The following is a 12,587-nucleotide window of genomic DNA, read 5'->3' as shown; positions in this document are numbered from 1 at the left end:
TGTCGCAACTCAAGTCTCAATGGCCCGCACCGCCGCAGGCCGCTCCAGATTCAACGCCAGCACGCTGATCAACACCACCGCCGAACCCACCAGCACCAACAGCGTCGGTCGCTCACCCAATCCCACCGAGGCAATACCCATCGCGGTCGGCGGAATCAGATACAGCGTCATCGTCGCCCGGCTCAGATCGACATGCTTGAGCACGAACGCCCACGCCAGATAGGCGAGGGCGCTGGGAAACACACCCAGACCGAGCACCGCCCATTGCACCCGCAACGGTGCACGGGCCACGCTGTCGGCCAGCCCCGGCAAGTAGATCAACAGCAACAGCGTGCCGGACCACACCGTGTAGCAAACCAGCGTGAGCCCGTCGTAGCGCCGGGCGTGGTGTTTTTGCAGGGCGAAGTAAACGCTCCACGACACCGCCGCCAGCAGGATCAGCAAACCGTGGGCGTCGATGCTGCCAAGGCCGCGATCGCCGCTGACCACAATCACCACGCCGACGAATCCCAGCAACACACAACCCCAGCGCCAGACGCTGACCCGATCCTTGAACAGAAACCGCGCCAGCAGCGTGCTGAACAGCGGCGTCGATTGCGCCAGCACACTCGACGCGCCGGCGCTGACGCTTTGCTGGCCGATGTTCAGCACGACGTGATGCAGGCTGACGGCAAAAAAGCCCAGGGCAAACAACAGCGGCAAATCCTGCAGGCGCGGCAGGTGAATACCCTTGAAACCCGCAATCACCGCCATGAACAACGACGCCAGCAGAAACCGCAGCAACGCCAGATGACCGGGCTCGTAGGCTTGCAGGCCAATGTGGATACCGGTTGGCGAATAGGCCCAGCAGCCGACGACGAAGGCCATGGCCAGCAGGATTTTCAAAGGCGAAGTGGAAGGCATGAGCGAGGCACCAAGAGGGTTGATGCGCCGAGTATTCGGGCGGCCGACTATTCGCCACAACTGACTTATACTGCGTCAACCATTCACTATGAGTGACGAGTTATGGAGCTGGCGCAGATCCGCATGTTCAAGACCGTGGCCGAGGTCGGCAGCATCGCCAAAGCGGCTGAAAAGCTGTTTTGCGTGCCGTCGAATATCACGGCGCGGATCAAATCCCTGGAAGCGGAACTGGGGGTGGCGTTGTTTCTGCGCGAAGGGCGCGGGCTGCGGATCAGTCCTGCCGGGCAGACCTTTCTCGCTTATGCAGAGAAGATTCTGGCGCTGACAGCTGAAGCCAAAAGGGCGGTCGATCCTGCCGCCGAGCCTTCGGGGCCGCTGCGCATCGGTGCCATTGAATCTTCGGCGACCGGGCGTTTGCCGCGCTTGCTGGCGAAATTTCACAAGCGCTATCCGAACGTGGCGCTGGAGTTGACCACCGGCACCTGGGGGCAGCTGCTCGACGATACCGCCAGCCATCGTCTGGACGGCGCCATCGTCGCGGTGGATGTCGAGCGCTCCCAGCTCAAACGCACCCCGATGTATCGCGAAGAATTGCTGCTGATCGCGTCGACCTCGTTCGGGCCGGTGCGCGACCTTGATGATTTGCAGGACAAGACCGTGTTCATGTGGCCGCAAGGCTGTCCGTATCGCGCCGCGCTGGAGCACTGGCTGTTGCGTCAGGGCCTGGCGTTGCCGATTGTCAGCCTGGCCAGTTACGGGGCGATTGTCGGTTGCGTGAGTGCCGGCGCTGGCGTGGCGCTGGTGCCCAAGGGTGTGTTCGAGCAATACGCCAAAGGCGCGGGGTGTGCGGGTTACGAATTCCCCGAGCTGACGGCCATCGACAACTTGTTCTACTGGCATGAAAACGCCGGGGTGCACCCGGCGCGTGAGGCGTTTGTGGCGATGTTGCGCGAGGAGTTTGTCTGAGTTGGATCAGGCTCCGGTCACGTCGCGCATCAACAAGCCGAAGCGCAAATCCACGGCATCCGGAATCGGCAGGTACACCGTGTGCCCATCCCCCGGCGCCACGTCGATGGCGTCGCCCTTGAGGCTCTGCAATTCATGCAGATCAAAATGGAAGTTGCCCTTGGGTGTCATCAGTTCCAGATGATCGCCCAGTGCAAAGCGGTTCTTCACTTTCACCTCGGCCAGCCGGCCCCGGCGTTCGCCGGTCAGTTCACCTACAAACTGCTGACGTTCCGACACCGAGCTGCCGTTCTGGTAGTTCTGATATTCGTCATGCACGTGACGGCGCAGGAAACCTTCGGTGTACCCGCGCTGGGCGAGGGATTCCAGGTCGGTCATCAGGCTGCGGTCGAATTCGCGGCCGGCGACTGCATCGTCGATGGCGCGGCGATAGACCTGGGTGGTGCGTGCGCAATAGAAGTGCGATTTGGTCCGGCCTTCGATCTTCAGCGAGTGCACGCCCATGCGGGTCAGGCGCTCGACGTGCTGCACGGCGCGCAGATCCTTGGCGTTCATGATGTAGGTGCCGTGCTCGTCTTCGAATGCCGGCATCAGTTCGCCGGGACGATTGGCTTCCTGCAACAGAAACACCTGATCGGTGGGGGCACCGAGGCCGAGAGTCGGTTGCGGTTCGAAGGTCTGCACGATCTCGCCGAGCTGGTTTTCGGTGGCTTCCTGCGCCGAATATTTCCAGCGGCAGGCGTTGGTGCAGGTGCCCTGATTGGCGTCACGCTTGTTCATGTAACCCGAGAGCAGGCAGCGGCCGGAATAGGCCATGCACAGCGCGCCGTGAACGAACACTTCCAGTTCCATGCCCGGTACCTGTTCGCGGATTTCGCCGATTTCTTCCAGCGATAATTCACGGGACAGGATGATCCGGCTCAGACCCTGTTGCTGCCAGAACTCGACACTCGCCCAGTTCACCGTGTTGGCCTGCACCGACAAGTGAATCGGCATCTGCGGAAAGTGCCGGCGCACCAGCATGATCAGGCCGGGGTCGGACATGATCAGCGCGTCCGGTGCCATGTCAATCACTGGCGCCAGATCCTTGAGGAAGGTCTTGAGTTTGGCGTTGTGCGGCGCGATGTTGACCACCACATAGAAACGCTTGCCCTGGGCCTGGGCTTCGCGAATCCCGAGGGCGAGGTTGGCGTGGTCGAACTCGTTGTTGCGCACCCGCAGGCTGTAGCGCGGCTGGCCGGCGTAGACCGCATCGGCGCCGTAAGCGAAGGCGTAGCGCATGTTTTTCAGGGTGCCGGCGGGGGCGAGCAATTCCGGGGTGAAGGAGGGCGTCATGGCGGTGTCGGTCGCAAAAGCGCGGGAGGGTAAACGAGGTGCGGCGAGGGTTTGTTGATCTGGGTCTATGTTTTATGAACGGGGAGGAAGTTGCGTCAGTTGCCGGGGAATCAGCGATATTTTGCTCAGCGCTGATCTTGTGCGCTTCGGTTCTCAAACCGCTTTAATCGCGATGGCATATGATTCGGTCATTGCTTTCATGATCTCCAGCCCGAGTGCTACGCCTTTTTTTCTTTTTCTTGAGTATGAATTCTGGCCAGCGATGTAGTTGTAAGCCTCAATGATAACGTCTTCTGTTGTGCTTGGACTTTCAGTCGGTTTGTCGTCAAGGAAAACAATAAGATCAGAAATTTATCGAGTGCCTTGGTCCAGATAAACATCAGCGCTTTTTTCAGTTTTCACCTTTTAAGATGGTTTCTATTTTTTTCATGATTTTTGGATCGCGCTTTGAGTGTCTTGCGAGAATGTCAAGTCCAAGTGCAATGCCTTCTTTTCCCTGAGGTGTTGCAGAAACGAAATTATGCTGAAAGAAGTTCATGGCCAGGTTTGAATCGTAGCATCGGGCTATTAGGTCACCCAAATGCCAACACAGATCGGTTTGATTATACCGTTGATAATTTAGAGATACTGTATCCAGAAGCTTCTGTTTCTGATTGTCTGAAAGGATATCCATGTCGGTGTGTATTTTTACTATGAATACATGCATTCCAGGCTTGTTGAACAGGTCTTCCGTAGAGAGTATGTAGGTTATGAGCTCCAGGCATTCATCCGAAAAATATTCGTTGGCCAGAGTGGCATTCTCATAAATATCGGCTTGCGCTGCAATGACCTTGCGTGCACCTTTACCGGTCGCTGCATGAAGTGCGTCTTTTATTTCTTTCATAGATACCTGGTCATTGAACTCTTGTTGGTTGCTTTTTAATTGTAGGTAGTTTCATGTTTGTATTTGATTTTTCTGGGGTTCATGTTTTCTTTTTTGTACACGGGCAAGTGCCGGGCTTGTTTTCGCTTTTACATTCTTCATCATGTTGACGCTCTAGCTTTCGCAAGTTTCCGTCCGTGTGGTTAATGATGGTTCGGTGCCCACGACGGGTCTGATACAGACTTTCCCCAGGACCGATGTATTCTGGCAAGCCCTGCTCATCAGATTCGAGTTCATGCCAGCGTTTGTCCAGCGCCTCCTTGATGTTGGAGATTTTCTTCTCCAGACGCTGGCAGTGCACGCTATCCGGGCTGTGTTTTGCCAGACCTAGTGGATCCACCCATCCGACTGGGTTGGGAGCATATTGGTAAAGATTGATCCCACCGGCATAGCTGATCGGGTCCTTGGTTATAAATCGGCCAACAGCCGGATCATAGTAACGGTAGCGATTGTAATGCAGCCTCGTCTCATGGTCGTGGTACTGCCCTTGGAACCGAATCGGGTTCGTCAGCCCTTGCTGTTGCGCCCATTCCGAGCGCTGTTCGCGTATTTCCCCCCACGCCTTGTATTGCGCGCTCCACGCGGTATTACCTTGCTGGTCGGTCAGTTCCTGCGGAGTGCCAAGGTGATCACATTGATACCAGGCCAGCATCTCGAAGGGTAGAGCGGCCGGTTTGTGATTCCACAAAGGGTCGTCATCGAGGCTGTAGCTGTCGCTGTAGTCGGGTTGATCACTCAGGTGAATCGGTTGATGCCGCAGTGCCTGTGCCACCGGTACGAAACTGCCCGGTTCGAAAATGTAGTGCACGGTGCGACCGGTGCCACTTTCGTGTTGGGCCGGGCTGCTTTCCCACGCCAGTTGGTCACCGTCCCAGCCGTACAACGTGAAACCGCAACCCAGCTCGCGTTGTTTGCGCGCATGCTCATTGCGATTCCATTGGGAACCGGCTTCGGGACGATGTTTGTAGTGCGCCGTAGAGTTTTTGTGTAGGCGTCGTCCAAGTGCGTCGTAGGCAAAATCGACGGATAGTCGTGAGTCTTCGTATTGCACCAGCCGATCAAACAAGTCCCAGCGCAGGTCGCAGCGTTGGCCGTTGTGCCAGCGCTGAATCTGGTTGCCGCGTTCGTCGTAGTCATAGTGGGTGCCGGCGTATTCGCGCAGCAGGTTGTCGACCAGCTTGCTGCGTGGCGGGTCTTGATCCAGTGGTCTGCGAATCTGCCGGACGCTTTCGTCAAGCAAGTTACCGGCCGGGTCGAAGGCGAAGGTTTCCACGCCCTGGCGAGTGGTGGCGCTGAGCAGTCGGCCTACCGGGTCATATTGATAGGCGAGGGGGCCGCGGCGGCTGTCATTGATGTCAGTCAGTTGGCCGACGGCGTCGTACTGGTATTCGCGTTTCAACAGGGTGGATTTGTCGTCGGCACGGGTCAGCAACTGCTCTTGCAGACGCCCGGTGGGGCTCCATGTTTGCGTTTGCAGAAGGCGATTGCCTTGATGGCGGGCGACTTCCCGGTGCAGGTCGTCCCGTTCGTAGCCGATCAGATCATGCTCATCCAGGCGCATGCCGAGCAAGTGCCCGCTGCCATAGGTCAGCCAACTGACGCGATGGCCGTCCGGACGCACGGTGGCGATACGCTGGTTGAGCACGTCGTATTCGTGCTGCCAGACCGCAACCTGAGGTTTGTCAAGGCCCAGATAGTGCTGATGTTCGCGCACCAGGTTGCCGGCAGGATCATGGAACCACTGCAAACGGCTCTGCTCGTTGCAGGCCATGACCAGGTTGCCGTTGTTGTCGTAAGCGAAAGTTTCCTGTTGTGTTTGCTCGCCTAGACTGGCGTGGCGTTCGGTGAGACGGCCCAACGGGTCGAATTTGACCGAGATCACGCGTGCGCCATTGACCGTGCTCTGCAAGCGACCGGTGTTCGGATCATATTGGTAGCACGTGGTATGACCGTTGAAACCGCTTTCTTCCAGCAGTCGACCCATCGGGTCATAGTGGAAATGGGCGCGCCGCTCGTTTTCGTTTTCCAGGCTCTGCAAGCGCCCAAGGCGATCCCAGCGGTAGCGCAGGGTCTGTTCGGCGGCATCGACGCGCTCGGCGATCTGCCCGGCGACGGTATAACTCCAGGTGGTGCGGCGATCCATTGCATCGACATGCACCAACAAACGCCCCTCGGCATCACGCTCGAAGCGGTCTTCGGTGTTGTCCGGGTACTTGATCAGTACCATTTGACCAGCCAGGTACTGGTACTCGGTAGTCAAGCCGGCCGCGTCGGTGAAACCGACCATTTGGCCGCGATCATCGTACTCCCATGCGCTGGTCTTGCCCGAGCAGTCGACGTACTCAACCAACTGCCCGGCATCGTTGTAAGCCAGGGTTTTTTCATTGCCGTGGGCGTCTTTGATCGCGGTAGGCTGGCCCGCCGCGTTGTAGGTGTACTCGGTAATGTTGCCGAGAGGGTCGATGGATTCGATCGGATTGCCGCGGTCGTCATAAGTCCGTTGCCACTGGCCGCCTTCGCCATCGCTGATCTTGATCAGTTGGCTGTGATCATCGTAGGCGTAGTGCACGACACTGTGGTCGGCGCGAATGTGTTCCAAGAGATTGCCACGGTTATCGTAGCTGAAACGGTCGGTAGTGCCGTCGGCGTGAACGTGGCGCACCACGTTCTTGGCCTGATCGCGGAACAACCACTCGGAACTGCCATCGGCATGGCGAATGCGATAGGTGTAACCAAGAAGATCGTAGTAGTGCCAGGTTTCGTAGCCATGGGCATCGGTGACGTAGGTCAGGCGGATATTTTTGTCCCACTCCAGGCGAGTATCGAAACTGCCATCGTCGGCCCACTCGCGCACGGCTCTGGCGTCGGCGCCCAGCCCTTCCCATTGCAGATTCATCCCACGTCCGGTGCGATCGGTGTAGCGGGTAAGCAAGTGATGCTGATACTGATAATTCCACGTTGCACCGTGCTCATCCTGTGCCAGGACCAGATCGCCGCTGCTGTCGTAGTGATACCCGCAGAGCTGGCGCAGGGGAGTACCGTCACTGATTTCCCACAGGCCGCTCAAGCGACCCTGCTCGTCGAGCATCGTGCCCAGGTGCAGGTGTACCTGAGTTAAATCGTCCTGATAGGTCATCAGGTCGGACAGTATTGGCAGATCGTCATGCCGATGCTCGTGATGCAGCATCACCCCTGCACCGTTGCGCAGGACCACACCGCTCAGCAGGTAGCGGTGGCCATGGCGGACGTAGGTTTCCTTGCGGTCGTACCCGCGGCACAGCACCAGTTGCTGCTCGCTGGCACGTATCAGCGTGAAGTCTTCGATCGGGTCGTAATGGAAGAGGCCTACCTTGGGCAATGCATAGTCATGGCTGCGCCCATCGGCATCATGAAACACCAGACTGTCGTCGATGCAATCGAAGCGTGTGGTGAACTCGCTGACCCAGCGCGCGCCCAAGACATCCTGGTCGTAGGCGCTCAGCGCGGAGCTGTAAGTGCGTGTCCATGCCACCGGGAACGGTCCTGGCAAGCTGAAGTCGGTGTGCTCCATGGATTCTGAACCCATGGCAAAACTGATGCTTTTACATGTACCGGGGCAAACGCCGTTTTTCTGTTCTTTCGGCCGCTTTTTTCCACGCTTCTGGCGTCGGATTACTTCCAGCGCATTGGCACTCGCCAGGAACATTGCCTGGCTGACGGCATCGGGTTTGACGCTGGCACCCTGGCCATTTTCGTTGCGCAGCGTCCATTCTTTCACGCTGTCGGCCAGGGTTTGGCGCAGGCGTTCGAGGGAGTCCGGGTTCTGTGGGTCAGACAGCTTGTTGAGTTCGCGACGTAGCTTGGGTGCAAGAGCACGTAACTTGGGTGTGTTTTGCTGTATGAGCGCGCTGATCTCTGACGGAATAACCCACTGCGCTGCGGCGTTGGCAGCACTCTTGTAAGTGAGCTTGAGGATGCTTGCGGCAGCTCCGTAGGAGTTTTCGATTATCTCCCGAGGATTGTGCAGTAACGCGTCCGTATGTTTGGCGAGGGCGTCGATGTCCGCCCGGGTTTTGAAGGTGCCGGTTGCCAGTTCGTCCAGACCCCGGGCGAGATCGTTGACCATTTCTTCGCCGTACAAGCCGACGGCGTCCAGCAAATCCTTGAGTTTTGTCTTGGCCTTGTCGCCGACAAAGTCTTCGAGTGTACCGACGATATCGGTGTTCAAGTGCCCGATCAGGATATTGATCAGGGCATCGCCAAGCGCTTTTTTGCCCTCCTGACGCACCAGAAACAGCATCGGCCGCAGACTCATGCGTGCTGCAGCCATTGTCGGCGGAATCGGAATGACACCGATCAGGTTGATGCCCAGGCTGACCCAGACGAACGGATCAGGCTCGTCACTGGTGGCCAGTGTGACGATGTCTCCCAGGGCATCCATCAAGGCAATGACGTTGCCCACTGCCGGCAGGGCGCCCGCCACGGTTTTGATTCGCTCCAGGTTGATCCAGTCATCACTGATGTCTCGCAGCCAGGCATCGAAATGCTCGGCACCCAGCCCCACGTCTTCGAGATACACCTCGCTCAGCGGTGTTAGCGCAACTTGCGGTTCGCGTTGTGGCTTAACGGCTTTTTGCGCGCTCATGAAAGCACCCCGGCGGCCACTTGACCTGGAGACAGATGGGCTTTCACGGACAGGTATTCGAAGTCCGGTGAGCTTTCGTTGCTCCACTTGAGTGGTAACGAAACAGACGCGGCCAGCGCTTGAGGGCTATTAGCGGTCAGAGCCTGAAAGGCAGGCAGGCATGAGTGAATCGCCGGGCTATGGAAGGCCTGGATGGCTGGGGCAAACATTCCGTGTTATCCATCTATAAAATCCTTTTTTTATGATGAAAGGGAATTGAACAGACTGTCAATCTGAGTGGTGGCTATTTGATTCTCCGTTGCCAGAATCATCGGTACAGCTTCTGGGGACCCTGTTTGAAAACAGTCATGGATAAACGAGCCAAACTGACCGGCAACCCTATTCCAAATGGGCAATGTTTGCCCCCCATCGAGACCTGATCGATCTGGATCTATGCTCCATGAACAAAGATGGCACTCGCGCGGGCGTGGGCTGACTAAGTTGGGCGAGTGCGCGTGGCGCCTGACTGACATGGACCGGACATGAACCAAAAGAGTCTGCAATTCAAATCCCTCACCGTGCTGCTGTTTCTGGTGACCATCGCCTTCATCTGGATCCTGCTGCCGTTCTACGGCGCGGTGTTCTGGGCGGTGATCCTCGGCATTCTGTTTGCGCCGATGCAGCGCCGGATGCAGCAGAAATTCGGCTGGCAACGCAACCTGACGTCACTGTGCACCCTGAGTGTCTGCCTGGTGATCGCGATCCTGCCGGTGATCGTCATCAGCGTGTTGCTGGTGCAGGAAGGGGCGGTGCTCTACGACAACATCGAAAGCGGCAAGCTCGACATCGGCGCGTATCTGGCGCAGTTCAAGCACAGCCTGCCGCCGTACTTTCAGCACCTGCTCGACCGTTTTGGCGTGGGTGAACTCAATGCCTTGCGCGAGAAAATCGTCAAGGCTGCGATGCAGGGCAGTCAGGTGCTGGCGACCCAGGCGTTCAGTTTCGGCCAGGGCACGTTCGATTTCGTGGTGAGTTTTTTCATCATGTTGTACTTGCTGTTTTTCTTTCTGCGCGATGGCGCCGAACTGGCGCGCAAGGTGCGCACGGCGGTGCCGCTGGAGGAGCATCACAAGCGTCGGCTGCAACTGAAGTTCAACCGGGTGGTGCGCGCCACGGTCAAAGGCAACCTGCTGGTGGCCATTACTCAGGGCGCATTGGGCGGGGCGATTTTCTGGTTTCTCGACATTCCCAGCGCGTTGCTCTGGGCGGTGTTGATGGCGTTTCTATCGCTGTTGCCGGCGGTGGGTGCGGGGATTGTCTGGGCGCCGGTGGCGGTTTATTTCCTGCTCAGCGGGATGATCTGGCAGGGCGTGGTGCTGGGGTTGTTCGGGATATTCGTGATCGGCCTGGTGGACAACGTGCTGCGTCCGGTGCTGGTCGGCAAGGACACCCGCATGCCCGACTATATGATTTTGATTTCGACGCTGGGCGGGATGGCCGTGTTCGGCCTCAATGGTTTCGTGATCGGGCCTTTGATCGCTGCATTGTTCATGTCGAGTTGGGCGCTGTTCATCGAAACCAGGCCGAAGGTGCAGCTGCCTTAAGCCTTGAACGGGCCGTTGATCAGCCGTTGCGACAATGCCTGGGCGGCTGGCAGTGAAGTGAGCGGGCCGCTGACCGGCTCGCCGTCGCGCACCAGATACCAGCAGGCGAGCAGTCCCATTTCTCTGAGCGATGCGGGAACCGCGCTGCCGATAACGGACATGATTTGAACCTGAGCCATGAGAAGTACCTCCATCAATCTATGGAGCTACCTTAAGGACTCGTCCGTTTCAGGGACAATCAACGCTTTCGATAGTGGACATTGATGCCAGTGAGGACTGGCTCAATCCACCACTTGATCGAGCATGTGCACGATCTCGTGCTCATTGAGCAAGCCCTTGCGCACCAGGTTTTCCGCCAGCAGCGACACAAACTTCGCCGTGCGATGGCCTTCCAGGTGCTTGAGCTCGGTCAGTGCGTTGTACACCTTGCTCGAGGTGCATAAACCGACGATGCGGTGCGGATTCTGTGTAGGCATTCAAGTCGTCCTTGTTGTTATCAACCTGTTGTATGCGGACGGATTCAGATTGCGGTTCCGTCATGACAAATAGATGACCGTTTTGTGTTTTGCCCCCGACGGTCGAGTCCATCATGCCGACTTTAACGGTTCAAACTGTCCCCACAGCGACCTTGGCGAGATTTTTTCAGACTTTGTCCGACAGACGGCGTCCTTAATCCAGGGCAAGAAAAAGCCCCGCTAAACAGCGGGGCTTTGTGTTTTGGCTACCAGCGCGGGCCGCCGTAGTAGTGCGGACGACCGTAATAGCCGTGCGGAGGGCCGTAATACACCGGGGCCGGTTGCACGTAGACCGGTTGCTGTACGTAAACCGGGGCCGGCTGGTAGTAGACCGGTGGTGGCGGTTGTTGCACGTACACCGGTGCCGGTTGAGCGTAAACAGGCTGTTGAACATACACCGGACGATCCTGGTTGATGAGCGCCGAGCCGATGATGGCCGAGCCGACGATCGCACCAAATACCGCCGGGCCCTGCCAGCCACCGCCATGGGCTTCTGCCTGACCTGTGATAGCGCATGCACCGATCAACAAGGCCACGATGGGGAGTTTACGAATCATGATAAATCCTCGGTTCTTCGACCCGGCGTCGAGGCCTGCAACAGGCTCGGGATGGCGCGGGGATACTTCTAAGACAGCAACATTTGGAAAAACAGCACGGCGGCTGGGTAAATTTTGTGTAAGGTCTGTACCGGCTTGCTTACCGGGTTTCATGTAATGGCTGTGATGCCCGGAACAGACCGCCTTATGATCGTTCAGAAGCCGATGGTCTGGCTAATCCCGTCCATCCGAAAGTGCATTAGAAGGAGACTCCCATGCAGATGAACCCCAACAAAGACACCCAACTGTGCATGTCCCTGTCTGGGCGTCCCGGGAATTTCGGTCTGCGTTTTCATAACCATCTGTACGAGCAACTGGGCCTGAATTTCTACTACAAGGCCTTCAGCAGCCAGGATCTGCCGGGTGCCGTCGGCGGGATTCGTGCGCTGGGCATTCGTGGATGCGGAGTGTCGATGCCGTTCAAGGAGGCCAGCATTGCCCTGGTCGATGAGCTGGATGCCTCGGCAGCGGCGATCCAGTCGATCAACACCATCGTCAACACCCACGGCCATCTCAAGGCCTACAACACCGATTACATCGCCATCGCCCAATTGCTGGAAACCCACGCGGTGCCGAAGGACTCGACCTTCGCCCTGCGCGGCAGCGGCGGCATGGCCAAGGCGGTGGCCAGTGCCTTGCGCGATGGCGGTTACAAGAATGGTTTGATCGTGGCCCGTAACGAGCGCGCTGGCCGTGCGCTGGCGGACTCCCTGGGCTATCGCTGGCAGGCGGATTTGGGCGATGAACGCCCGCAGATGCTGATCAACGTCACCCCGGTGGGGATGGACGGCGGCCCGGAAGCGGGTCAGCTTTCTTTTGATGTGGATGTGATCAAGTCTGCCGAGACTGTGTTCGATGTGGTGGCGATCCCCTCGGAAACCCCGCTGATCGTGCGTGGCCGCGCCGAAGGTAAAAAAGTGATCACCGGGCTGGAAGTGATCGCGATCCAGGCGCTGGAGCAGTTCGTGCTGTACACCGGAGTGCGGCCGACGGTCGAGCAGTTCAAGGCAGCGGTAGCGTTTGCCCGTAGCTAAAGAGCTTGGGGAGTGCGGTGCCTGACCGGGCCTTTTCGCGAGCAAGCCCGCTCCCACATTGAAATGTATTTCCCCTGTGGGAGCGGGCTTGCTCGCGAAGGCCGCGACA

General features: G+C 57.9%; 10 protein-coding genes. 3 read left to right on the top strand and 7 right to left on the bottom strand.

Annotated elements, in window-relative coordinates:
- Positions 1-9: 9 nt before the first annotated feature.
- Entirely contained in the window at positions 10-903 is an 894-nt protein-coding gene (locus AC07N4_RS06120; protein ID WP_493065172.1) for a DMT family transporter, read from the bottom strand.
- A gap of 102 nt (positions 904-1,005) precedes the next feature.
- Here AC07N4_RS06120 and AC07N4_RS06115 point away from each other — a divergent pair, with 102 nt between their 5' ends.
- Entirely contained in the window at positions 1,006-1,869 is an 864-nt protein-coding gene (locus AC07N4_RS06115) for a LysR family transcriptional regulator (protein ID WP_096822355.1), read from the top strand.
- A gap of 6 nt (positions 1,870-1,875) precedes the next feature.
- On the opposite strand, the gene trhP is transcribed toward AC07N4_RS06115, so the two are convergent.
- The 3 genes from trhP to AC07N4_RS06100 form a co-directional block, all read right to left on the bottom strand.
- A complete protein-coding gene (gene trhP, locus AC07N4_RS06110) occupies positions 1,876-3,204 on the bottom strand; it encodes a prephenate-dependent tRNA uridine(34) hydroxylase TrhP (protein WP_493065171.1) in 1,329 nt (442 codons plus the stop codon).
- Between the two features lie 391 nt (positions 3,205-3,595).
- The gene (locus AC07N4_RS06105) at positions 3,596-4,087 is read right to left on the bottom strand and encodes a hypothetical protein (protein WP_493065170.1); all 492 of its coding nucleotides are present in this window, start codon (positions 4,085-4,087) and stop codon (positions 3,596-3,598) included.
- A 79-nt stretch (positions 4,088-4,166) separates the two neighbouring features.
- Positions 4,167-8,750: an RHS repeat-associated core domain-containing protein gene (locus tag AC07N4_RS06100; protein ID WP_493065169.1), complete on the bottom strand. Its 4,584-nt coding sequence runs from the start codon at positions 8,748-8,750 to the stop codon at positions 4,167-4,169.
- A 521-nt stretch (positions 8,751-9,271) separates the two neighbouring features.
- Between AC07N4_RS06100 and AC07N4_RS06095 the strand changes: the two genes are divergently transcribed.
- Positions 9,272-10,333 carry an AI-2E family transporter gene (locus AC07N4_RS06095; RefSeq protein ID WP_273535513.1) on the top strand — a complete coding sequence of 354 codons (1,062 nt, stop codon included), beginning with the start codon at positions 9,272-9,274 and terminating at the stop codon, positions 10,331-10,333.
- Here the strand turns inward: AC07N4_RS06095 and AC07N4_RS06090 are convergent.
- From AC07N4_RS06090 to AC07N4_RS06080, 3 genes are all read right to left on the bottom strand, one after another.
- Entirely contained in the window at positions 10,330-10,512 is a 183-nt protein-coding gene (locus AC07N4_RS06090; RefSeq protein WP_096822349.1) for a hypothetical protein, read from the bottom strand. The genes AC07N4_RS06095 and AC07N4_RS06090 overlap by 4 nt on opposite strands.
- Positions 10,513-10,614: 102 nt before the next feature.
- Complete coding sequence (locus tag AC07N4_RS06085; protein WP_085712486.1) at positions 10,615-10,809, bottom strand: hypothetical protein; 195 nt, start codon at positions 10,807-10,809, stop codon at positions 10,615-10,617.
- 245 nt (positions 10,810-11,054) lie between these two features.
- On the bottom strand, positions 11,055-11,405 hold the full coding sequence (locus AC07N4_RS06080; RefSeq protein ID WP_096822348.1) for a hypothetical protein: 351 nt from the start codon (positions 11,403-11,405) through the stop codon (positions 11,055-11,057).
- 254 nt (positions 11,406-11,659) lie between these two features.
- Between AC07N4_RS06080 and AC07N4_RS06075 the strand changes: the two genes are divergently transcribed.
- Positions 11,660-12,478: a shikimate 5-dehydrogenase gene (locus tag AC07N4_RS06075; protein WP_493065168.1), complete on the top strand. Its 819-nt coding sequence runs from the start codon at positions 11,660-11,662 to the stop codon at positions 12,476-12,478.
- Positions 12,479-12,587 lie beyond the last annotated feature (109 nt).

Source organism: Pseudomonas sp. GW821-FHT09E04 (genome assembly GCF_059416185.1).
Note: the sequence above shows the minus strand (reverse complement) of the source record. Positions and strands in the feature narration are given on the sequence as shown.

Excerpts from the sequence above, each read along its gene's own strand:
- AC07N4_RS06120 (WP_493065172.1), bottom strand. The coding sequence starts at position 903 with ATGCCTTCCACTTCGCCTTTGAAAATCCTGCTGGCCATGGCCTTCGTC.
- AC07N4_RS06115 (WP_096822355.1), top strand. The coding sequence starts at position 1,006 with ATGGAGCTGGCGCAGATCCGCATGTTCAAGACCGTGGCCGAGGTCGGC.
- trhP (WP_493065171.1), bottom strand. The coding sequence starts at position 3,204 with ATGACGCCCTCCTTCACCCCGGAATTGCTCGCCCCCGCCGGCACCCTG.
- AC07N4_RS06105 (WP_493065170.1), bottom strand. The coding sequence starts at position 4,087 with ATGAAAGAAATAAAAGACGCACTTCATGCAGCGACCGGTAAAGGTGCA.
- AC07N4_RS06100 (WP_493065169.1), bottom strand. The coding sequence starts at position 8,750 with ATGAGCGCGCAAAAAGCCGTTAAGCCACAACGCGAACCGCAAGTTGCG.
- AC07N4_RS06095 (WP_273535513.1), top strand. The coding sequence starts at position 9,272 with ATGAACCAAAAGAGTCTGCAATTCAAATCCCTCACCGTGCTGCTGTTT.
- AC07N4_RS06090 (WP_096822349.1), bottom strand. The coding sequence starts at position 10,512 with ATGGCTCAGGTTCAAATCATGTCCGTTATCGGCAGCGCGGTTCCCGCA.
- AC07N4_RS06085 (WP_085712486.1), bottom strand. The coding sequence starts at position 10,809 with ATGCCTACACAGAATCCGCACCGCATCGTCGGTTTATGCACCTCGAGC.
- AC07N4_RS06080 (WP_096822348.1), bottom strand. The coding sequence starts at position 11,405 with ATGATTCGTAAACTCCCCATCGTGGCCTTGTTGATCGGTGCATGCGCT.
- AC07N4_RS06075 (WP_493065168.1), top strand. The coding sequence starts at position 11,660 with ATGCAGATGAACCCCAACAAAGACACCCAACTGTGCATGTCCCTGTCT.